This is a genomic window from Desulfovibrio desulfuricans (genome assembly GCF_024460775.1).
Lineage (GTDB): Bacteria > Desulfobacterota > Desulfovibrionia > Desulfovibrionales > Desulfovibrionaceae > Desulfovibrio > Desulfovibrio desulfuricans_E.
In genome coordinates, this window is record NZ_JANFYZ010000011.1 from 17,354 (window position 1) to 36,904 (window position 19,551).

Below are 19,551 nucleotides of genomic sequence, written 5' to 3' on the forward strand. Positions count from 1 at the left end.
CGTGCAAAACAATGGGCATGCAAGATCAACAAAAACCGACCGTCCACATGCCGACCCAGCGGGTCATTTCACTCCTTGAAGCTCTGGCTGATACAGAACACGGCCTCACGCTTACCCAGCTTGCCCAGTGCATCGGCAGCAGCAAGGGCACTATTTCGCCCATTCTTGAGACCCTGCAACAGCATGATTTTGTTCGCAGAGACAAACTCTCTGGCCGGTATGAACTGGGCCGGGGCCTGTACCTTTTTTCAGAAGGTTTCCGTACGCAAGATCCCCTCATGGCGCAGGCGCAGGCCTGCATGCGGCAGGTGGTGGACGCCTGCGCCGAAATCTGCCAGCTGGGCATTCTCTCTCATACCGAAGTGCTCTACATAGCCAAGGTGGATTCGCGCGAGCCTATCCAGATCATTTCCCGCGTGGGGTCGCGCATGCCAGCCCGCAAAACGGCTCTCGGCAAGGCGCTGCTCAGCCAGTGCAAAAGGGAGGAAGTGGTCGCCCTTTTTGCCGGGGAGCTCTGCACCGAGCCTTTTGACATGGACGCCTTTCTGGAAGAGCTGCAAAAGGTACGTCAGGGGGCCATTGCCAGAGATATTGGCGAAATCAACCCGCAGCTGCATTGCTATGCAGTGCCCGTTACCTTTGCCGGACGCGTGGACTGCGCCATGAGCGTCTCCCTGCCCGCCTTCCGCGACACGCCGGAGAAACACCAACAGGTTGAGAGCGAACTTCGCAAGGCTGTGGCAAAACTTGAACAGTTCATGGACGAAACGCACGAATGCTTCTGCCCCTAGGCCTGTGGGCAGACTGGCATTTAAATATTTTGCGGGGATGGGGCTTTTTGCATAAGGGCATCCAGCAGCCCCGCTCTTATTACTTCAAAATATTGCAGGGATCACCGGCCAGAAACAGGCCCGCGCTTGCCTGCCGCCCATAAAAAAAGCCCCTCTGCCGGACATCCCAGCGGAGGGGCTCAACTTTTTCAGCAAAGTCAGCCTACTGCGTCATAAAGGCGTGCATGGTCACAAGCGTGTCCATGTGCGCGGCAGAAAAATGGCTCATGGCGCGGTCGGTATCCGCCCCGGCCTTTACGGCCATCTCAAGCTCAAGCGCAGCGGCGGCCAGCGCCTTGGCCCCCAGGTTGGCGGCTGCTCCCTTGGTGCTGTGCACAAGGTTGCGGGCTTCTTCCATGTTGCCGCTCTTCAGGGCCTGAGCCACCTTTGACGGGGTGTCGCGCTCCGTTTCAATAAACTTGGCAAGCAGCTTGACGTACATGTCGCGCTTGTTGAGCACCCTGGCAATGGCTTCCTTCCAATCCAAAACTTCCTCGGTCATGTTGTCCTTCTTGGCGCAGGTTAAGAAAAAGCGGCAAGCCGCTTGCAGTAATAACGCGGTCGGCATCCCCAAACCCGGATAAGCCGCTAATACCCCCTGGCGGCGCACCCGGCAGGCTGGCGATACATGCCGTAACGGCGTCAGTCTGCTGGGCGAATACTGCCAGCAACAAATTACCCTGACAAGGACTTTATGCGCCAAACATAAAGACAGGTAATCCAGAACAATTTCAAGGTATTTGCAGCTTCCTTCAGGGGATTGAAAGCTGTTAGCGATCCTTTACGGACACTGCGGGTTCGTGACCAGCTAGTAGGTCAGGTTTTCTGGCAGCACACAAAAATCCGCAGGCCCGCCCTTTTCCAGCCGCCCTGCCCCGCAGCCCAGCAAATTCAGGGCGGCAGCGCCATTAACCGTCAGCATGCGCACCAGGGCTTCCGGCGGCACGTCCATGGTTTCGCGCAGCCACACCGCCTCCTTGCGCACGTCCAGATCGCGGTTGGAGGTCAGCCCGTCCGTGCCAAGGCACAGCAGCGCGCCGCTTTCCATAAGCTCGCGCACAGGCGGCACCCCAACTCCAAGATTGCGGTTCGAGCGCGGGCACAGGCACAGGGCCGCGCCGCTGGCTGCCAGCACTTCCACTTCCTGCGCGTCAAGCTGCACGCCGTGCACGGCCAGAGTACCGGGGCCGAGCAGGCCCAGCTTTACCGCATAGGCCAGCGGGCGCAAACCGGGCGCAGACCAGTCTGGCGGCAGCACAACCCCGGCGTACAGGTCGCGCAAAGGCCCGCTGCCCGATGTGAGCAGCTGGGTTTCTTCGGGCGATTCCGCAAGGTGGAAGGAAAACACGCGCCCCATGCGGGAGCAGTCCTGCCGCGCGGCGCTGAGGATTTCCGGCCCGGTGGAATACAGGGCATGCCCGCCGGGAGCGCAACGGGCCATGAGAAAGGGATCATCAGCCAGAGCCTGGCGGCAACGCGGCGGCCAGGGGCGCTCACCATCGGCAAAGGGCGCGCCAAAGCCAAACCATTCGCAAAAATGGCTTGCGGTCAGCCCTGCCTCATTGCAGGCCGCATCAGCCAGAACCGTGCCGCCGGGCAGGGAGCCAGTGATGTTGCCCACATACAGCGTGCCGTACAGGGCCAGTGCGGCGCAGGCGCTTTCCACGGCATCCGCCTGCGGGGCCGCGCCAAGAAGGGGAATGAGGCTTTGCAGCCAGGCGGTGAAGCCGCGCCCCCAGCGCGTTTTCTCCGCCAGATGCGAAAGTTCCAGATGCGTGTGCGCGTTGACGCAGGCAGGGGCGAGGCAGACAGCGCCCACATCGCGCACCAGCGTACCTGCGGGTAGTTTGGCCTGCGACCACGGCAAAACATCCTCCACCAGTCCGTCGCGCACCAGCAGCACGCCGTTGTCGATCTTTTTCAACGGGGCAAAGAGGCGGGCGGCCCGTGCAGGACCTTCGCCGCCAAGGGTCAGAATGCTTTTGGCCCTGATGGCCAGCAAGGCCTCCGACGGCTCGTCAGATTCAGGAGATTCCGTGTTTTCCGGGTTCATGGGGCCTCCGCCGTCAACGGCTTCTGCGGGCAAACTGCCCACCGGACACATAGAATGTGTTTTCCACAATGAACAGGGCGCGCGGGTCAATGCTGAACACCAGATTCTCCAGCCGCTTGAGCGCCACATTGTTGGTGACGGTGAGCAGAATTTCGCGGTCCGAGCCGGAGTAGGCCCCCTTGCCGCGCACAAGCGTAGCGCCAAAGCGCTCTGTCACCAGGATGGCCTCGCTGATTTCTTCACCGTGGTCAGAAATGATCATAACGAGCTTGCGCCGGTTGAACAGGCCCAGCACATACTCCAGCGTACTGGCCGAAATGAACATCATCAGCATGGAAGCAACAATAAGATCCAGCGCCATGTGCGAGGCCGCCGTAAGAAACAGCAGGGAGTTGAACAGAAAATTGAATTGCCCGATGGGCACGTTCCAGCGTTCCTTGAGCAGCACGGCAACCACATCCGTACCGCCGCTGCTGCCAAGGGTGCGCAGCATGATGCCGCAGGCTGCGCCGTGCAGCACCCCGCCCACCACTGTGGCGTACACTTCGTTGGTAATAGGAATTTCGAACGCTATGAAAAAACTGAACAATGTGGTGCAAAGGGTACCGTAGGCCGTGTAGAGCAAAAATCGTTTGCCCACGCAAAACCAGCCCAAAGCATACACAGGCACGCACAACATGGAATACCAGACCAGCGGCGTGAGCGTGCCTGTCCAGTAATTGACCAGCAGGCCCACGCCCATGACCCCCCCGGAAAGGAAGCCATGGGGCGCGGCCACGCTCTGAATGCATATGGCCATAAGAACCGACCCCAGCGTAAGCCAGAGCAGGTTCCAGACCACCGATTCGGCCAGAGCCTTGTTGTACGACTGAAGCTTCATGGGTCTACGTTACACCAGGCCCCAGATCATCTTCAAGGCCACAAGGATCAAAAAACAGGCAAAACCTTTCTTGAGCTTATCGGCAGGCAATGCATGCGAAAGCTTTGCGCCAAGCGGGGCGGTCATAAAGCTGGCTGTGGCAATGCCCAGCAGCGCCCACAGGTTCACAAAGCCAAGCGACATGGCGGGCAGATCGGGTCTGCCCCAGCCGCCCACAATAAAGCCCAGCGTACCCGCCACGGCAATGGGAAAACCAATGGCGGCGGAGGTGCCCACAGCATGGTGCAGCGGCACGTTGCAAAAAGTCATGAACGGCACGGAAAGCGTACCGCCGCCGATACCCACAAAGCTCGACACAAGGCCTATGACGCCGCCCACGCCGGCGGTTCCCATCTTGCCGGGCAGATCGCGGCTGGCCGGGGGCCGGTAGTTGGAGAGCATCTGCGCCGACACAAAGAGAATAAAGCAGATAAAAAATATCTTCAGGAACATTGTGGGCATATGGGTGGCAATAAGGCCGCCGAAGAACGTGCCCACAAGAATGCCGGGGGTAATGGCCTTGAAAATATCCCAGTGCACGGCGCCACGGGCATTATGCGCCCGCGCGCTGGAGATGGAAGTGATCATGATGCTGGCAAGCGATGTGCCGAGCGCCATCTGCTGCACATACTGGGCGGGAACTCCCACGGTGGGGAAAATGGCAACCATCAGGGGCACCAGAACAATACCGCCGCCAACACCCAGAAGCCCGGCCAGAACACCGGCCACAGCCCCGCACAAGACGTAGGCCACAAGAGACACAAGCATGTGGTTCTCCTCGCTGAAGATACTTACAGCCGCGCCGCAAAACGTCTGCATCGGTGCGCGGTACGCCCTACAACTAGACAATGCCCCTGCAAGCGTCAACCGACTTTTTGCTTTACAAAGCGCCCAAGCGCGCCTACATTTGCTACTTATGAAGACCAACGCCCGTTTGCGCAATTTCCTATGGCAGGGCAAGCACAGCGCCCCCGGCCTTCCTGATTTTTTTCGCATTTGCAGGCGTTTTTCGTATTCCCCCGTTGTATAGCAACGGGGATTTTTTTTGACCTTTTTACCACGCAACGTCATGAATACCGACAATCGCTACCACTGGCCCCACAAAGACCTGCTGGACGTCACCCAACTGAGCGCGGAAGACACCATGCACCTGCTGGACCTGGCCGCCAGCTTTCAGGAAATCAACAGCCGTCCGGTCAAAAAGGTGCCGACCCTCAAGGGCAAGACCGTTGTGCTGTTTTTCGTGGAAAACAGCACCCGCACCAAGACGTCCTTTGACGTGGCGGGCAAACGCCTTTCCGCCGACACCTATTCCCTGGCAAAATCAGGCTCAAGCCTGAACAAGGGCGAAAGCCTCAAGGATACGGGCCTCACCCTTCAGGCCATGGGGCCGGATGTCATTGTCATCCGCCACCCAAGCAGCGGCGCGGCGCGCTTTCTTGCAGAGCTGCTGCCCTGCGGCATCGTCAACGGCGGCGATGGCTGGCATGCCCACCCCACCCAAGCCCTGCTCGACTGCTACAGCCTGCGGCAGGCGTGGCAAAACCGTTTTGCCGGGCGCACCCTGCTGATTCTGGGCGATATTGCCCACAGCCGCGTGGCCCGTTCAAACATGCACCTGCTCACCATGCTGGGCGTCAAGGTGCGTCTGTGCGCCCCGCGCACCCTGCTGCCCGCCGGGGTGGATCACTGGCCCGTGGAAATCTATACGGAGCTGGACAAAGCCGTGCGCGATGTGGACGCCGTCATGTGTTTGCGCCTGCAACTTGAACGCCAGCAGGCGGGCCTGTTGCCCGACCTTGCGGAATATTCCCGCCGTTTCTGCCTTGGCTCCAGCCAGCTGGCCCTTGCCGCGCCCGAGGCCAAGGTTTTGCATCCCGGCCCCATGAACCGTGGGCTTGAAATTTCCAATGACATAGCAGACGCCCCCGCGAGCCTGGTGCTGAATCAGGTGGCCGCAGGCGTCGCCACGCGCATGGCCGTGCTCTATCTGCTGGCCACGCGCAACGATGGAGTACGCGCATGAGCCTCTTGATAAAGAACGCACGCCACCTTGAAGCCCCGGTAGACCTGCTGGTGCGGCACGGCAAGATTGTCACCATGACCCCGGCAGGCCACCACGCCTACGACAGCCGCGAAGTTTTTGACGCCAAAGACCTTGTGCTCATGCCCAGTTGCATCGACGCCCACGTGCACCTGCGCGAACCGGGCTTTGAATACAAGGAAGACATCGCCTCCGGCCTCGAGGCCGCCGCGCGGGGCGGCTTTGGCGCGGTGATGTGCATGGCCAACACCAAGCCCGTCAACGACACGGCCAGCATTACGCGCGCCATGCTCGACAGCGCCCGCAAAAGCCACCCCAATGGCCCGCGCCTCCACCCCATTGCCGCCGCCACCGTGGGCCTCAAGGGCGAGGAAATGGCCCCCCTCGCGGAACTCAAGGAAGCGGGCTGCGTGGCTATTTCCAACGATGGCCGCCCGCTGGAAAACGCGGAGCTTGTGCGGCGCATCATGGAATACGGCGCGGACCTCGATCTGGTGCTCATAGACCACTGCGAAGACCCGCATCTGGCTAAGGGCTGGCGCATGCACGAAGGCGTGACCAGCGGCCTGCTGGGCGTCAAAGGACAGCCCGCCGCTGGCGAGGCCAATCAGGCCATGCGCGACATCATGCTGGCCGAATACCTCGGCGTACCCGTGCATATCGCCCATGTTTCCGCAGCGCTGACCGTTGACTGCATCGCCTGGGGCAAGGCGCGCGGCGTCAAGGTGACTGCCGAAACCTGCCCTCACTATCTGCTGCTGGATGAAACCGCCCTTGAGGGCTACAACACCCAGGCCAAGGTCAGCCCCCCCCTGCGCACCGCCGCAGACCGCGAGGCCTTGCGCCGCGCCGTGAAAAACGGCACCATCGACATACTCGCCACAGACCACGCCCCCCACGCCGCCCACGAAAAAGAAGGCACCCTGGACGATGCCATGTGCGGCTTTACCGGGCTTGATCTGGCTGTCAGCCTCACCTGGGGGCTGGTGGCAGAAGGCGTGCTGACAGAGGCCGATGTGCACCGGCTGTGGAGCCGCCGCCCGGCAGAAATTTTCAACCTGCCCTGCAACGGCTTTACCCCCGGCGATCCAGCAGATTTCTTCCTGCTTGACCCGGACGAAACATGGGTTCCCGGGCCGGAAAACCTCTACTCCAAAAGCTGCAACACGCCATTTCTGGGGCAGCCCCTGCGCGGCAGGGTCAAGCACCACTGGATAGACGGCATGCAGCTGTTCTGATGCCCTGCGGGGATCATTACAGGGGGTTTTATGTACCGCATTCTGCACGATCAGGAGCTGTTCCGCAGCCAGTGCCTCATCAATGGGCACTGGCGCGATGCGGCCGACAAAAGCGTTATTGAAGTCATTAATCCCGCCAACGGCAAGCAGTTGGGCACCGTGCCCAACTGCGGCGAGGCCGAAACCCGCGAGGCCATTGAGGCCGCGCAGGCGGCCTTTGCTGTCTGGAGCGCAAGAACGCCCCTGGAACGGGGCGCTCTGCTCCACGCCTGGGAACGCGCCATTGCAGAGAACATTGAAGACCTGGCACGTCTGCTCACCCTTGAAGAAGGCAAGCCTCTGGCCGAGGCCAGAGCAGAGATCCTTCAGGGTGCATCGTACTTTCCCTGGTTTGCGGAAGAAGCCCGCCGCTTCAGCGGCGAGGTCACGCCCGTATACCGTCACGGGGTGCAGGCCCTCACCCGTCATGCCCCAGTGGGCGTGGCGGCGGCCATCACGCCGTGGAACTTCCCCATGTCCATGATCCCACGCAAGGTGGCCCCTGCGCTGGCGGCGGGCTGCACCATGGTGGTCAAACCCGCCAGCGCCACGCCGTACAGCGCGCTGGCAATGGCGGAACTGGCCGTGCGGGTGGGCATCCCCGCCGGGGTTTTCAACGTTGTTACGGGCAGCGCGCGGCGCATCGGCAACGAGATCACCGCCAACCCGCTGGTGCGCAAGCTCAGCTTTACCGGCTCAACTACGGTGGGACTGCAACTGGCAACCCAGTGCGGGCCTACCCTCAAGCGCATTTCCATGGAGCTTGGCGGCAACGCGCCCTTTATTGTGTTTGACGATGCGGATATGGACAAAGCCGTGACAATGGCCATGGCCTGTAAATTCCGCAATGCCGGGCAAACATGCATCTGCGCCAACCGTTTTCTGGTGCAGAGCGGCGTGGTGGAGACCTTCGCCACCAATCTGCTCGACCACATAAGCGACATGCGCGTGGGCGACGGCCTCAAGCCGGAGACAGACATGGGGCCGCTTATCAATGCCGATGCCGTTGCCCACACTGATGCTCTGGTCAAGGACGCCGTGGAAAAAGGCGCGCAACTGCTGTTCGGCGGCAAACCGCACAGCCTTGGCGGGAATTTTTACGAACCTACCCTGTTGTTGGGCCTGACCCCGCAGATGCGTATTTTCCGCGAGGAGATCTTCGGCCCGGTGGCTGCCCTCATGACTTTTGACGATGAGGAAGAAGCCATTTCCCTTGCCAATGATACGGAATTCGGCCTGGCCTCCTATATCTGCACACGCGACATGCCGCGCATCTGGCGGCTGTTCAACAAATTGCAGTACGGCATGGCCGGCTTCAACGATGCGGGCCTTGCTGCCGCCGAAACACCCTTTGGCGGCGTGAAATTCAGCGGCATTGGCCGGGAAGGCAGCCGCGAAGGCCTTCAGGAATACATGGAAACCCACTATGCCCTGCTGGGCGGGCTGAACTGACGCGCCAGCGAGGAGTACTCATGCCCGAACGTGAACCAGTCGCAGCCGGGCGTTTTTATCCCGCTTTGCCCGGTGAGCTGCAAAAGGAAATCAGGTCATACCTCACGGCTGGAAAGGCCTTGTCGACAACAGCGCCCATTGACGCCAAGCGCAAGGACTCTGCAAGTCTGCGCGGCCTTATGCTTCCCCATGCTGGCTACGTTTACTGCGGCAAGGTGCTTGGGGCCGCGCTCATGAGCCCCTGGAACAAAACAACAGCCGGAGCCAGCCTGCCGGAGCGGCTCGTGATGCTCTGCCCCAACCACACGGGCAGAGGCGCGCCCCTTGGCGTGTGGCCGGATGGCATGTGGCATACTCCGCTGGGCGGTGTTGACGTGGATGCGGAGCTGGCCGCCAGCCTGTGCGGCAAGGGCGGTTTTGCGCCTGACCTGCACTCGCACCTTGGCGAACATTCCATAGAAGTTCTGCTGCCTTTTCTGCAATGCGTGCCGCCGCAAGGGTTGCCCGGCGCGACCCGCCGCATCACCCCTGTGTGCGTGGGCACCATGCAGCACAAAATCTTGCAGGATGCGGGGCTTGCGCTGGCGGAGGTCATCCGCCAGTACGAAAACAGGGGCGAACGGATCGGCATCATCGTCAGCTCCGACATGAACCATTACGAAGATCAGGAAACCACCATGCGCAAGGACGCCTTCGCCCTTTCGCAGGCGCTGGCCTGCGACCCGGAAGGTCTGCTCACCATGGTGCAGCGCGAAAAAATCACCATGTGCGGGGCGGCCCCCATGGCCCTTGCCCTGTTTGCCGCCCGCGCTCTGGGTGAGCCGTGGGCGGAACTGTGCCTTTATGACACTTCGGCCACGGCATCGGGCGATACACGCAAGGTGGTAGGCTATGCCGCTCTGCGCTTCGGCCTAGCCTGAGGGCTTTGCATGACGCCCCGGCACTAATAATTCTTGCCCGGCGGGCAATCTGCTGCGCTGCAGCGGGGAACAAAACCCTGCTGCAGCGCAATGTTGCGTGATCTGCTTTGCGCATTTTTTACCATATCTGACATATGCCATATATCCGGCAAAGGCGCGCCAACTCACGAACAGCGCCGTTGTACCGCGTCGCGCTCCAATAAAGACAGGCATCTGAATGCGCCGCATCTCTGGACAGGGGATGGCAAGTTTGCCACTATGCGGCATCACAAAACCAAGGGGATTACCATGGAAGTGTGCATCGCTTATCTGCGTGGAAAACCGATCATGCTGGAGCTGCGGGACGGCATCGCCTATCTCGACAACGAGCCCCAGCCCATCAAATATCTCGATGAAGCAAAACTTCAGGAATTCAGCGATTCCATCCGGGCCATTCCGTATTCCGCTGATCCTGGTTATGAAGCGCTGGTCAATTCCAAGCGCGCGAATTTTATTGTCAGCCTGATTGGCAGCGCCGTGGGCGAGGAATGCGTTTCCAGGCTGACCCATATTCTGGATCACGTGCATTACGATGTGCTGGAGTATCTGGGCGAAACCGGAGAAGAAGATGCTTGAAATCCGTGACCTGCATGTTTCGGTCAAGGGCACTCCTGTGCTCAAGGGCATTGATCTGCACATCCGCCCCGGCGAAACATTTATTCTTTTTGGCCCCAACGGCTCCGGCAAAACCACCCTGCTTATGACCCTCATGGGCTTTGCGGGGTATGAGGTCACGCAGGGCCAGATCATCTACAAGGGCACAGACATCACCCACGCGCCCATGTACGAGCGTGCGCGCCTCGGCATCGGCATGTCGTTTCAGCGGCCCCCGACCATACATGGCCTGCCCACGGGCAAGCTGGTGGAACTGTGCGGGCGCGGGCGCAAGATGGATATAGAGGACATGGCCCGCAAGGTGCATTTTGACCATTTCCTCAAGCGCGATGTGAACGCGGGCTTTTCCGGCGGCGAAATCAAGCGCTCCGAACTGCTGCAACTCATGGCCCAGAAGCCCGATCTGCTGCTCTTTGACGAGCCGGAATCCGGCGTTGACCTTGAAAACATGGCGCTTGTGGGCAAAACCGTGCGCTACCTGCTTGATGGCACGCCTGACCGATGTTGCGCCACGCTGCGGCAGCGAGAGAAGGTGCGCTCCACCAGCGGTCTTATCATCACCCACACCGGTCACATCCTCGAATACGTCAATGCCCACCGGGGGCAGGTCATGTATCAGGGCAAGCTGTGCTGCGAGGCGCGGCCCCGCGAAATTCTGGATCACATCGCTACCCATGGCTATCAGGAATGTCTGCGCTGCCTCACCGGCGACATGCTTGGCAAAATTGCGGAGGCGCCCCTTAAATGAGTTCTGTCAATCTTTCCCGCTTTCAGTTCAGCGGCGGCGAAAACGCCGCACCCATTGAAAACCTCGCAGCCCTGCCCCGCGAGGATCAGGAACGTCTTGTGCTGGCTGGCATCGATGTGAACGACAGCAGCGCCAGCGGCGCGTTCATGCAGCTCAACCACGCTGGCGTGCACTGCGAAACGCGCCATGAAGGCCTCGACCTCATGGACATCCGCACGGCGCTGAAAAAGTTCGACGGCCTGCCCCAGTATTACTGGAAGCTGCTGAATCCTGAAAAGGACGAGTTCACGCGCATGGCGCAGGAGCACTGCAACGGCGGCTACTTTGTGCGGGCGCGCAAGGGCGTCAAAATCGCCCAGCCCGTGCAGTCCTGCATGTTCATCAAGGGGCACGGCGCGGGCCAGAGCATCCACAATATCGTGATAGTCGAAGAAGGCGCGGAACTGCACATTCTTGGCGGCTGCGCCACAGCGCACGATGCCAACGATGCCGCCCATCTGGGCGTGACCGAATATTATGTGGAAAAAGGCGGCAAGCTGACCTTTACCATGATTCACAACTGGGGCAGCAGCACGACTGTGCGCCCCCGCTCCGCCGGGATTGTGGAAGCCGGGGGCGAGTTTCAGAACAACTACATTCTGCTCAAGCCCGTGGGCGACCTGCAAATGTACCCCACCATGACCCTGGCTGGATCCGGAGCCGTGGCCCGCTTCAATTCCGTTGTGGTGGCCCCCACCGGCTCCCATGTGGACTGCGGCAACCGCATTGACCTTGCGGCCCCCGATACGCGCGGCGAAATCATCTCGCGTGTTGTCACCACGGGCGGCACGGTCATCAACCGGGGCTTCATCGGCGCTTCCGCCGCTCCCGCCAAGGGGCACCTTGAATGCAAGGGGCTGATTCTTGGCGGCGGGCGCATGCACGCCATCCCCGAACTGGACAGCAACCAGGACGGCGTGGAGCTTTCACACGAGGCAGCGGTGGGCAAAATCGCGCAGGAGGAAATTGAATACCTCATGGCGCGCGGTCTGGACGAAGACGAAGCCGCCGCCACCATTGTGCGGGGTTTTTTGAACGTGGACATCATGGGTCTGCCCGCCCCGCTGAAAAAGGCCATGGACGAGCAGATTTCCTTGCTGGAAGCGGGCAACGCCATGTAGCAAGGGGCAGCTTTTGCGGCCCGCCCAACGCTGCCCGATACGCGCACTTGACCGAAGCCAGCCTTGCAGCTATATTTCCCCTCCTTGGGGCCTATAGCTCAGTTGGTAGAGCCTCCGGCTCATAACCGGCCCGTCCCAGGTTCAAGTCCTGGTGGGCCCACCAAGAACTGTTCAGACAAAGACCGCCGAAGTTGCACAACTTCGGCGGTCTTTGCGTTTTGCGGCAAAACACGATTCTTTTACGTCCGTCTAGGTTCGTTGATAGCCTCAACTTTTGGGGGCAACTTTAGGGGCAACAGCAAGACGCCCTGGAGGTATTGCCCCCATGCCCCTCCACGGGGAGCTTCAACTTAATTCATTATGCCGCCGCCGGGCTGGACTACTCGAACGACATTGCCCAGACGGGCCTTCCTCCACAGGAATAATCAAGACACGGTTACCTTGTTATCATTAATGGACAAGTTGCCGCGTCAAGCAAAACTTCGCAAGTGGATTGCTCCAGAAGCCTCATCCAGAAAGTACAATGGCGATGGCCCAAGACTATTGCGTCACAGTTCAATCTCTTCGCTTCGGATACGATAGTTTCTACCGAATAGCCCGTTGCGATGTGAAGTTCAGCTCTGATGTTTTTATCTTGCAGCCATTTGACCGCATCCTGGCCAGTTTGCTCTGCCAGAGACTTGATCGCATCTATGGTCAAATCTGTGGTCGCAGCCATACCAGAAGTGGTGGCTGGCAAGATGCCCACCACGCAAGTAGGTGAATTATTGCGTCGGCTGCTCCGTGGAGTAGCAATACGGCCAGATCCAACACTTATGGGTCTCTTCACCACCGTCAATAGCGGCCAGGATCGTCTTAAATTCCATAATAATCCCTCATTTTTTGGCAGGAATATCAATGAGCGCCGCCCGCATCGGTGGGAGCCGAGACCCCCTGCCGGACCGGTCTTGACAACCAAACCAGTCCTAATAAACCGATGAACATTGCGCCCGACAACCAAAACAGGTCCGTTGCCGACATGATGAAGCTCTGCTGCTCCAGCACTCTGTCCAGCATGCCGTAAGCCTGCTGCGGTGCCAAATGTAGTGAGGCGGCGCGTTCGACAAACTGCGCGGTTTGTTGCGAATATGGGGTAATGCTCTCGGCCAGATAGGCGTGGTGGCGGATGGCGCCATCTTCCCACAAAGTACCATAGAGCGAAGCCGCGAATGAGCCAGCCATAATACGGGTGAAGTTATAGAGGCCAGAAGCTGCCGGGATGCGATTTGGCTCAAGCCCCGACAATATCACCGTGGTGAGAGGGATAAAGAAGGTCGCCATAGCCAGGCCTTGAAGCACATGCGTGCCCGCTATGCTCCAAGGTGAAACGTCTGGACTGAAAGTCGAACGCCAGAAGCCACAAGCGGCGAAAACCATAAAGGCGACAGAAGCGTACAGTCTGGGGTCGACCTTATGGATGGTTTTACCCACCAGAGGCGACAGAATCAACGCAAGAATGCCCACCGGTGCCGTTACCAATCCAGCCCAAGTTGCGGTGTAACCCATTGTTCTCTGTAGCCACATAGGAATCAAGACCAGATTGCCAAAGAACACGGCGTAGCCGACGGTAATGGCAAGAGTGCCCGTAGTAAAATTGCGGCTTTTAAATAGAGACAGGTCAACAATGGGGTGTTTTTCGGTCAGTTCCCAAATCAGGAAGAAAGCGAAGCCCGCAAAGGCTATCACGGCTAACCCCACAATAAAGTCGGAGCTGAACCAGTCCTCATCCTTGCCTTTGTCCAGAAGTATCTGCACAGCGCCGACCCAGATGACAAGCAGGGCTAACCCGATTTTATCAATGGGCAGCCGGCGTATTTCGCTTTCTCGCCCTTTCAGCGTAACCCAGGTCAGCCAGGCTGAAACGAACCCCACAGGAACATTGATATAAAAAATCCACGGCCAGGAAACATTATCGGTCAACCAGCCCCCCAGCACCGGCCCCATCACCGGAGCGATGACCGTGGTCATGGCCCAAAGGGCGATGGCCATGCCAGCCTTGGACTTGGGGTAACATTGCAGCAGCAGCGCCTGCGACAGCGGGATCATAGGCCCCGCAACCAACCCTTGCAGGGCGCGAAAAGCCAGCAGCATGCCAAGATTAGACGCAATACCACACAGAAATGACGTCAGTACGAACAAGAGGACAGAGGCCAGGAAAAGCCGTAACTGCCCGAACCTCATAAATAACCAACCGGTTAACGGCACTGAAATGGCATTGGCGACACCAAACGAGGTAATTACCCAGGTTCCCTGACTTGCGCTCACCCCAAGGTCGCCAGCGATGGAGGTCAGGGCAACATTGGCGATAGTTGTGTCCAAAACATTCATAAATGTGGCCAGTGACAGGGCCAGAGTCGCCAGAACGAGTCGATTACCCGATAACGGGGGGTGGGAGATCATAATATCGCCTCCATCCACATCACGCTACTGAGCCAGCCCGCTGTTTTGAACTGACAACTCGGAGATCAGGTGGTCAACATCCCGGTCCATATCCCCAAAAACAGATGTTTCGGCCACAGTATCGGCCTGCTTGCCGGTTGACAGCTGCGGGCCGCTTTCGTCCTTGACCGTAACCTCAACCACCATCGACAGGCCGATGCGCAGGGGATGTGCCTTCAGTTCGGCAGGATCAAGCGCAATACGAACAGGCAGACGCTGAACCACCTTGATCCAGTTGCCGGTGGCGTTCTGCGCGGGCAGCAGCGAAAAAGCCGAGCCAGTACCAGCTGACAATCCCACAACCTTGCCGTGATACGTCACCGAGGAGCCGTAAAGATCGGCGGTCAGGGTGGCTGGCTGGCCAATGCGCATGGCGCTCAGCTGGCCTTCTTTAAAATTTGCGTCCACCCACAGTTGCTCCAACGGCACCACCGCCATCAGGGGCGTGCCGGGGGCAGTGCGCTGCCCCACCTGCACCGAACGCCGAGCCACCTGCCCCGAAACCGGGGCGGGAACCTGCGTTCTGCGCCAGGCCAGATAAGCCTCCCGCAGGCGGGCGGCAGCCATCTTGACGCGCGGGTGGTCAGCCAGTGTGGTGTTGTCCACCAGCACTCGATTGCCCTCCAATTGCTTGCGAACGTTATTCAACTGATCATTGGCAGTTTGTACGGCATCGCGGGCATGCTTCAGTTCTTCCGCCGAAACAGCACCGGTACCGGCCAGTTTCTGGCGGCGGGCCAAATCCTCTTGCAGACGGGCCAAATTGGTTTCCTGCAATGAGACGGATGCAACCAAAGCACCCTCGTTGCTATAAAGGGCGCGCACCTCACGCAGGGTCTGCGAAAAAGTAGCCTTGGCCTGATCCAACGCCAGACGGGTATCAACATCGTCAATGCTGACAAGTGGCTGCCCGGCCTGAACATAGTCGGTATCATCGGCACGTACGGCAACCACCGTGCCAGTGATCTGCGGCGTGACCTGAATCACGTTGCCCGACACATACGCATCGTCGGTGGAGACATCATAGCGAGCCGAAACGAACCAATAGGCACCGTAAACAAAAGCCAAGACGACAAAGCTGGCAGCGGCCGCGCTCAGCAGAAATTTGCGTCTGGACGATGGAATCAACGATTGGGGAGAGACGGGAGTAGGAGTACTCATTGCGAAATTCCTTATGGATTGGTGACGGTCTGCTGCGGCACCACGCCGCCGCCAAGAGCATGAGTCAAGGCAACGGCGATGGTGTACTGACGATTGTGCGAAATCGCTTCCCTGCGCTTCTGGTCGATCAGTTCGCCCTCGGCCGAAAGCACGGTGAGATAATTGCTGAGACCTTCGCGATAGCGCAACATCGCCAGACGATAAGCCTCGCTGAGATGCTGGACGGCCACATGTTGTTCAGCCAGGGCCGCCTGGTTGCCCTTCCACGAAGTCAGCTGCCCCACCACATCCTGTAAGGCGGCCAGCACAGTGGCATTATACTGCTCCACCTGAATGTCCTGCTCGGCAGTGACCTGCCCCAGATTACTGCGCAGATGACCGGCATCAAAGATCGGCAAAGTGATCGCTGGCCCAGCACCATAAATGCGGCTGGAACCCCTGAAAAATTTGTCGAGGCCTATGGACTCAAAACCCAAGAAGCCGGTCAGGTTGATATTGGGATAAAATTGCGCCTTGGCGGCGTCGATACTGTACCCCGCCGCCTCGATCCGCCACCGTAGGGCCACGACGTCAGGCCGTCGTCCGATAAGCTCGGCAGGCATTTCACTGGGCAAACCGACAGGAGCCGACAAACGCAGGGACGGGCGAGCGATGCTTTCGCCCCGGTCAGGCGAAGCGCCGGTTAACACTGCCAGAGTCTGCTTCATCAGGGCAATGCGCTCCTGACTGGCGGAAATTTCAGCCTTGGTTGAGGCGATGGCGGCCTTTGCCTGACGGTTTTCGATGTCATTGCCGATTCCGGCTGAATTCAGTCTGGCTGCCAGCTGCTGGATTTCAGTCTTCTGGCGCAACAGATCGTGGTCAATGTCCAGCTGATCATACTCGCCAGCCAGGGCCACATAGGTCTTGGCAATGGCGCTGGTCAGCTCCAGTCGGGCGGCCTGGGTGTCCACCTCTGCGGCTTTGGCATTGCCCAGCGCCTGTCGATAGGCGGCCTCGTTACCGCCCCACAGGTCAAGGGTATAGGAACCGACCAGTTCGGCATTGTTTCTGGTTTTGATTTCTCCAGCCAAAGGAGCCGGATAAAGCCCGTTGTTGGTGAAGCGTTCGTCTGAGACCGAAGCTTTGGCACCCATCTGCGGAAAAAGCAGCGAACGGCTGATGCCGGCAATGGCTTCGGCCTTGCGCAGTCGGGCCTGTGCCAAACGCAAGGCCGGGCTGCCCTGCAAGGCCTCGCCCACCAGTTTGTTCAGTTGTTGATCATGAAAACCAACCCACCAGTCCTCAGCAGGCCACGGCTGCCCCTTGCCAGCATCGCGAATGCTCTGCTCGATGGCCAGAGTGGACGGATCTATGGCCTTGGCTTGCGGCTTGATGCCGCTCCAATTGGCACAACCAGATAACAAAACGACAAGAAGCGGTGTGACTTGCAGAAAGGTGACGCGCATGGGCTATCCTTACATGTTAATTGCTGTGGCAGTAACTGCTTAAGCAGCTAATATGGCAAAAAAATATAGCTACTCAGCGATTTTTAAATTGGCGACAATACGATCAAGGAAGCCCATCAACGTTTCAACTTCGTCGGAGGTAAAGCCCTTAAGACTCTGATTATGATTGCTTATAGCCACGGGCGTCAGCCGGGGATAGAGATCCTGCCCCTCCTTGGTCAGATGCAGGTTGACTACTCTACGGTCTTCAGAACTGCGTTCCCGGTAAATCAGACCGGCTTTCTCCAACCGGTCAAGCATGCGCGTCATTGAACCACTGTCATATTCGATTGCGCGGCATAGCTCGGCAGCAGTGCTTCCCACCTTGCTGCCAATGCGAATTAAAACAATCCATTGCGCAAAAGTAATGCCCAGGTCGGCCACCCGGCGGCCGCCCACTACTTTAATCGCGCTGGCGATGTCAATGATCGAGCGTAAGGGGTTGCGCTTGGGAGAGTAGTTATCGAACGTATAACGATGGTAAGACATAATTACCCCAATTCACAGTTACTGCTTGGGCATATACTGCTTAAGCAGCATAACGTCAAACAAATTTTCACTTTAGCGAGCGTTGCCGATCTCGCACTTATATACGCAACCCTACACGGATTGCGCAGACAGCTCTGTTGCGCCTGTGTCCATGATCTTTATAGACGCGAGCACAAATCATAATTGTGCCTATTTGTTAATATATTAAGTCTGTTATGAACGATATTGAACTGTTCAGACAAAGTCCGCCGAAGTTGCACAACTTCGGCGGACTTTGCGTTTTACGGCTGAACAGGCTTCTTTAAATCTCCCACAACGTTGCTGACTTCTGTTTTTTGGAGTGGGAATCAATGCCTCGGAAACAACAGGCTGCCTCAGGCGAGAACTTATTGCGAAATGTACCACGGGCGTGCATCAGCAAAGGCAAGAGACACCAATCAATCGCGACACAATTGATAAGAATTTGCAGCCCGCTTTTGCGCTCTTACCATCCTTCGTGCAAATCGTATTGCCCTTTACCCCCGTTTGCGCCAATATTACCATAGATTTCATACCGTCGCGCACATGAACCGGAGGGCCGGGTGAAGCCTTTTTTGACCTTGCAATCAGTTGAATCGGTGCTTGAGCATATTCGGGCCTTTCCTCTTTTGGGTGAAGAGCGCGTCCAGTTGGACGATGCCCTTGGTCGCAGCCTTGCACAATGCTTTTCGGCAACAGAAGATCTGCCCGGATTTGACCGCTCCACCGTTGACGGTTTTGCCTGCCGTGCCCGTGATGTTTTTGGCGCGCAGGAGGGCAACCCCGCTCTGGTGGAATGCGTGGCCGACTGCCGCATGGGCGAGGTGCCAAGCATCACCATTGAAGAGGGACAGGCCGCGCGCATTCTCACCGGGGGCATGCTGCCGCAGGGCGCGGATTGCGTGGTGATGGTTGAATACTCCCGCCCGGCGGGAGGCAACCTCATTGAGATTACCCGCAGTCAGGCCCCGGGCGACAATGTTATTTTTCGCGATGATGACGCAACCGCGGGCTCCTTGCTGCTGCAAGCCGGGCACCGCCTGCGCCCTCAGGACATCGGCCTGCTGGCGGCATTTGGAGTGGTGGAGGTGGAGGTACGCCGCAAACCGCTGGTTGCCGTACTCTCTACGGGCGACGAGGTTGTTCCCAGTTCCGCGACTCCGCCGCCGGGCAAAATCCGCGATATCAACGCCCACAGCATTGCAGCCCTCTGCCGCGAGGCTGGCGCGCAGCCAATGAGAGCCGGGATTGTCAACGATGACGCCGCCAAGCTCAAAGCAGCCGTGACCCAGCTCGCAGAAACACATGACGTGGTGGTGGTTTCCGGCGGCTCCTCAGCGGGCATGCGCGACCACACCGTGGAAATTTTTGAGTCTCTTCCCCAGGCCCAGCTGCTAGTGCACGGGGTGGCCATCAGCCCCGGCAAACCCTTTATTCTGGCCAGGGCCGTAGTCAACGGGCGCACAGTCTGCCTTGTGGGCCTGCCCGGTCACGTCACCAGCGCGCTTGTCTGCGCCCGCGTATTTCTTGCTCCCTTGCTGGAGCATCTTCAAGGCCATGCCGATTCCGCAAAACAGCCGCAGGTTCCCGCTGTGCTTACACGTTCTGTAGCTTCCGCACAGGGCAGGCGCGACTATCTGCGCGTGAAACTGCGCTCCCTGCCCAGCCAGCCCCCAACGCGGGCGCTGTCAGACAAAACCCTGCAACCGCTGTACGAGGCGGAACCCATCATGGGCGCATCGGGCCTTATTTCTGGCATTGCTGCGGCAGACGGGCTCATGGTCTGCCCTGAAAACCGCGAAGGCTACGATGCGGGCGATACCGTAATGGTGGAACTTTTTCGCTAGACCAGCACGCGTCT

At 58.9% G+C, this 19,551-nt stretch carries 18 protein-coding genes and 1 tRNA gene; 10 read left to right on the top strand and 9 right to left on the bottom strand.

Annotated features, from left to right (window positions below):
• The first annotated feature begins 17 nt into the window (after nt 1–17).
• Entirely contained in the window at nt 18–791 is a 774-nt protein-coding gene (locus NE637_RS12050; protein ID WP_192112446.1) for an IclR family transcriptional regulator, read from the top strand.
• A gap of 202 nt (nt 792–993) precedes the next feature.
• On the opposite strand, the gene NE637_RS12055 is transcribed toward NE637_RS12050, so the two are convergent.
• From NE637_RS12055 to NE637_RS12070, 4 genes are all read right to left on the bottom strand, one after another.
• Entirely contained in the window at nt 994–1,332 is a 339-nt protein-coding gene (locus NE637_RS12055) for an Hpt domain-containing protein (protein ID WP_192112445.1), read from the bottom strand.
• Nucleotides 1,333–1,638: 306 nt separating this feature from the next.
• A complete protein-coding gene (locus NE637_RS12060) occupies nt 1,639–2,883 on the bottom strand; it encodes an amidohydrolase family protein (protein WP_192112444.1) in 1,245 nt (414 codons plus the stop codon).
• A 13-nt stretch (nt 2,884–2,896) separates the two neighbouring features.
• Entirely contained in the window at nt 2,897–3,763 is an 867-nt protein-coding gene (locus tag NE637_RS12065; RefSeq protein ID WP_227118565.1) for a YitT family protein, read from the bottom strand.
• Nucleotides 3,764–3,772: 9 nt separating this feature from the next.
• Entirely contained in the window at nt 3,773–4,570 is a 798-nt protein-coding gene (locus NE637_RS12070) for a sulfite exporter TauE/SafE family protein (protein ID WP_192112442.1), read from the bottom strand.
• A 301-nt stretch (nt 4,571–4,871) separates the two neighbouring features.
• On the opposite strand from NE637_RS12070, the gene NE637_RS12075 reads away from it, so the two are divergent.
• The 8 genes from NE637_RS12075 to NE637_RS12110 all read left to right on the top strand — a co-directional run bounded on the left by NE637_RS12075 (nt 4,872) and on the right by NE637_RS12110 (nt 12,220).
• On the top strand, nt 4,872–5,828 hold the full coding sequence (locus NE637_RS12075; protein WP_022657966.1) for an aspartate carbamoyltransferase catalytic subunit: 957 nt from the start codon (nt 4,872–4,874) through the stop codon (nt 5,826–5,828).
• On the top strand, nt 5,825–7,084 hold the full coding sequence (locus NE637_RS12080) for a dihydroorotase (RefSeq protein WP_227118564.1): 1,260 nt from the start codon (nt 5,825–5,827) through the stop codon (nt 7,082–7,084). Before NE637_RS12075 ends, NE637_RS12080 begins: the two co-directional genes overlap by 4 nt.
• A 30-nt stretch (nt 7,085–7,114) precedes the next feature.
• Nucleotides 7,115–8,575 (top strand): NAD-dependent succinate-semialdehyde dehydrogenase, encoded by a 1,461-nt coding sequence (locus NE637_RS12085; protein WP_227118563.1) that lies wholly within the window; start codon nt 7,115–7,117, stop codon nt 8,573–8,575.
• A gap of 20 nt (nt 8,576–8,595) precedes the next feature.
• Nucleotides 8,596–9,495, top strand: a complete 900-nt coding sequence (gene amrB, locus NE637_RS12090; RefSeq protein WP_227118562.1) for an AmmeMemoRadiSam system protein B — start codon at nt 8,596–8,598, stop codon at nt 9,493–9,495.
• A gap of 288 nt (nt 9,496–9,783) precedes the next feature.
• Complete coding sequence (locus NE637_RS12095; protein ID WP_022657962.1) at nt 9,784–10,110, top strand: hypothetical protein; 327 nt, start codon at nt 9,784–9,786, stop codon at nt 10,108–10,110.
• Nucleotides 10,103–10,897 (top strand): ABC transporter ATP-binding protein, encoded by a 795-nt coding sequence (locus tag NE637_RS12100; protein WP_192112438.1) that lies wholly within the window; start codon nt 10,103–10,105, stop codon nt 10,895–10,897. The genes NE637_RS12095 and NE637_RS12100 overlap by 8 nt, the downstream gene beginning before the upstream one ends.
• On the top strand, nt 10,894–12,057 hold the full coding sequence (locus NE637_RS12105; RefSeq protein ID WP_227118561.1) for a SufB/SufD family protein: 1,164 nt from the start codon (nt 10,894–10,896) through the stop codon (nt 12,055–12,057). Before NE637_RS12100 ends, NE637_RS12105 begins: the two co-directional genes overlap by 4 nt.
• 87 nt (nt 12,058–12,144) lie before the next feature.
• Nucleotides 12,145–12,220 (top strand) — tRNA-Ile (locus tag NE637_RS12110).
• A gap of 273 nt (nt 12,221–12,493) precedes the next feature.
• Here NE637_RS12110 and NE637_RS15900 read toward each other — a convergent pair.
• From NE637_RS15900 to NE637_RS12130, 5 genes are all read right to left on the bottom strand, one after another.
• Nucleotides 12,494–12,775: a universal stress protein gene (locus tag NE637_RS15900; protein ID WP_227118570.1), complete on the bottom strand. Its 282-nt coding sequence runs from the start codon at nt 12,773–12,775 to the stop codon at nt 12,494–12,496.
• Between the two features lie 176 nt (nt 12,776–12,951).
• On the bottom strand, nt 12,952–14,496 hold the full coding sequence (locus NE637_RS12115; protein ID WP_227118560.1) for a DHA2 family efflux MFS transporter permease subunit: 1,545 nt from the start codon (nt 14,494–14,496) through the stop codon (nt 12,952–12,954).
• Between the two features lie 24 nt (nt 14,497–14,520).
• A complete protein-coding gene (locus NE637_RS12120) occupies nt 14,521–15,696 on the bottom strand; it encodes an HlyD family secretion protein (protein WP_227118559.1) in 1,176 nt (391 codons plus the stop codon).
• An 11-nt stretch (nt 15,697–15,707) separates the two neighbouring features.
• Complete coding sequence (locus NE637_RS12125; RefSeq protein WP_192112433.1) at nt 15,708–17,144, bottom strand: efflux transporter outer membrane subunit; 1,437 nt, start codon at nt 17,142–17,144, stop codon at nt 15,708–15,710.
• A gap of 69 nt (nt 17,145–17,213) precedes the next feature.
• Nucleotides 17,214–17,672 carry a MarR family winged helix-turn-helix transcriptional regulator gene (locus NE637_RS12130; protein WP_192112432.1) on the bottom strand — a complete coding sequence of 153 codons (459 nt, stop codon included), beginning with the start codon at nt 17,670–17,672 and terminating at the stop codon, nt 17,214–17,216.
• A gap of 581 nt (nt 17,673–18,253) precedes the next feature.
• Here NE637_RS12130 and NE637_RS12135 point away from each other — a divergent pair.
• On the top strand, nt 18,254–19,537 hold the full coding sequence (locus tag NE637_RS12135; protein WP_227118558.1) for a molybdopterin molybdotransferase MoeA: 1,284 nt from the start codon (nt 18,254–18,256) through the stop codon (nt 19,535–19,537).
• Nucleotides 19,538–19,551: the final 14 nt, after the last annotated feature.

Coding starts and splice junctions, on each gene's coding strand:
- NE637_RS12100 (WP_192112438.1), top strand. CDS start 10,103: ATGCTTGAAATCCGTGACCTGCATGTTTCGGTCAAGGGCACTCCTGTG.
- NE637_RS12075 (WP_022657966.1), top strand. CDS start 4,872: ATGAATACCGACAATCGCTACCACTGGCCCCACAAAGACCTGCTGGAC.
- NE637_RS12060 (WP_192112444.1), bottom strand. CDS start 2,883: ATGAACCCGGAAAACACGGAATCTCCTGAATCTGACGAGCCGTCGGAG.
- NE637_RS12050 (WP_192112446.1), top strand. CDS start 18: ATGCAAGATCAACAAAAACCGACCGTCCACATGCCGACCCAGCGGGTC.
- NE637_RS12080 (WP_227118564.1), top strand. CDS start 5,825: ATGAGCCTCTTGATAAAGAACGCACGCCACCTTGAAGCCCCGGTAGAC.
- NE637_RS12070 (WP_192112442.1), bottom strand. CDS start 4,570: ATGCTTGTGTCTCTTGTGGCCTACGTCTTGTGCGGGGCTGTGGCCGGT.
- NE637_RS12105 (WP_227118561.1), top strand. CDS start 10,894: ATGAGTTCTGTCAATCTTTCCCGCTTTCAGTTCAGCGGCGGCGAAAAC.
- amrB (WP_227118562.1), top strand. CDS start 8,596: ATGCCCGAACGTGAACCAGTCGCAGCCGGGCGTTTTTATCCCGCTTTG.
- NE637_RS12120 (WP_227118559.1), bottom strand. CDS start 15,696: ATGAGTACTCCTACTCCCGTCTCTCCCCAATCGTTGATTCCATCGTCC.
- NE637_RS12125 (WP_192112433.1), bottom strand. CDS start 17,144: ATGCGCGTCACCTTTCTGCAAGTCACACCGCTTCTTGTCGTTTTGTTA.
- NE637_RS12055 (WP_192112445.1), bottom strand. CDS start 1,332: ATGACCGAGGAAGTTTTGGATTGGAAGGAAGCCATTGCCAGGGTGCTC.
- NE637_RS12095 (WP_022657962.1), top strand. CDS start 9,784: ATGGAAGTGTGCATCGCTTATCTGCGTGGAAAACCGATCATGCTGGAG.
- NE637_RS12115 (WP_227118560.1), bottom strand. CDS start 14,496: ATGATCTCCCACCCCCCGTTATCGGGTAATCGACTCGTTCTGGCGACT.
- NE637_RS12085 (WP_227118563.1), top strand. CDS start 7,115: ATGTACCGCATTCTGCACGATCAGGAGCTGTTCCGCAGCCAGTGCCTC.
- NE637_RS15900 (WP_227118570.1), bottom strand. CDS start 12,775: ATGGCTGCGACCACAGATTTGACCATAGATGCGATCAAGTCTCTGGCA.
- NE637_RS12065 (WP_227118565.1), bottom strand. CDS start 3,763: ATGAAGCTTCAGTCGTACAACAAGGCTCTGGCCGAATCGGTGGTCTGG.
- NE637_RS12130 (WP_192112432.1), bottom strand. CDS start 17,672: ATGTCTTACCATCGTTATACGTTCGATAACTACTCTCCCAAGCGCAAC.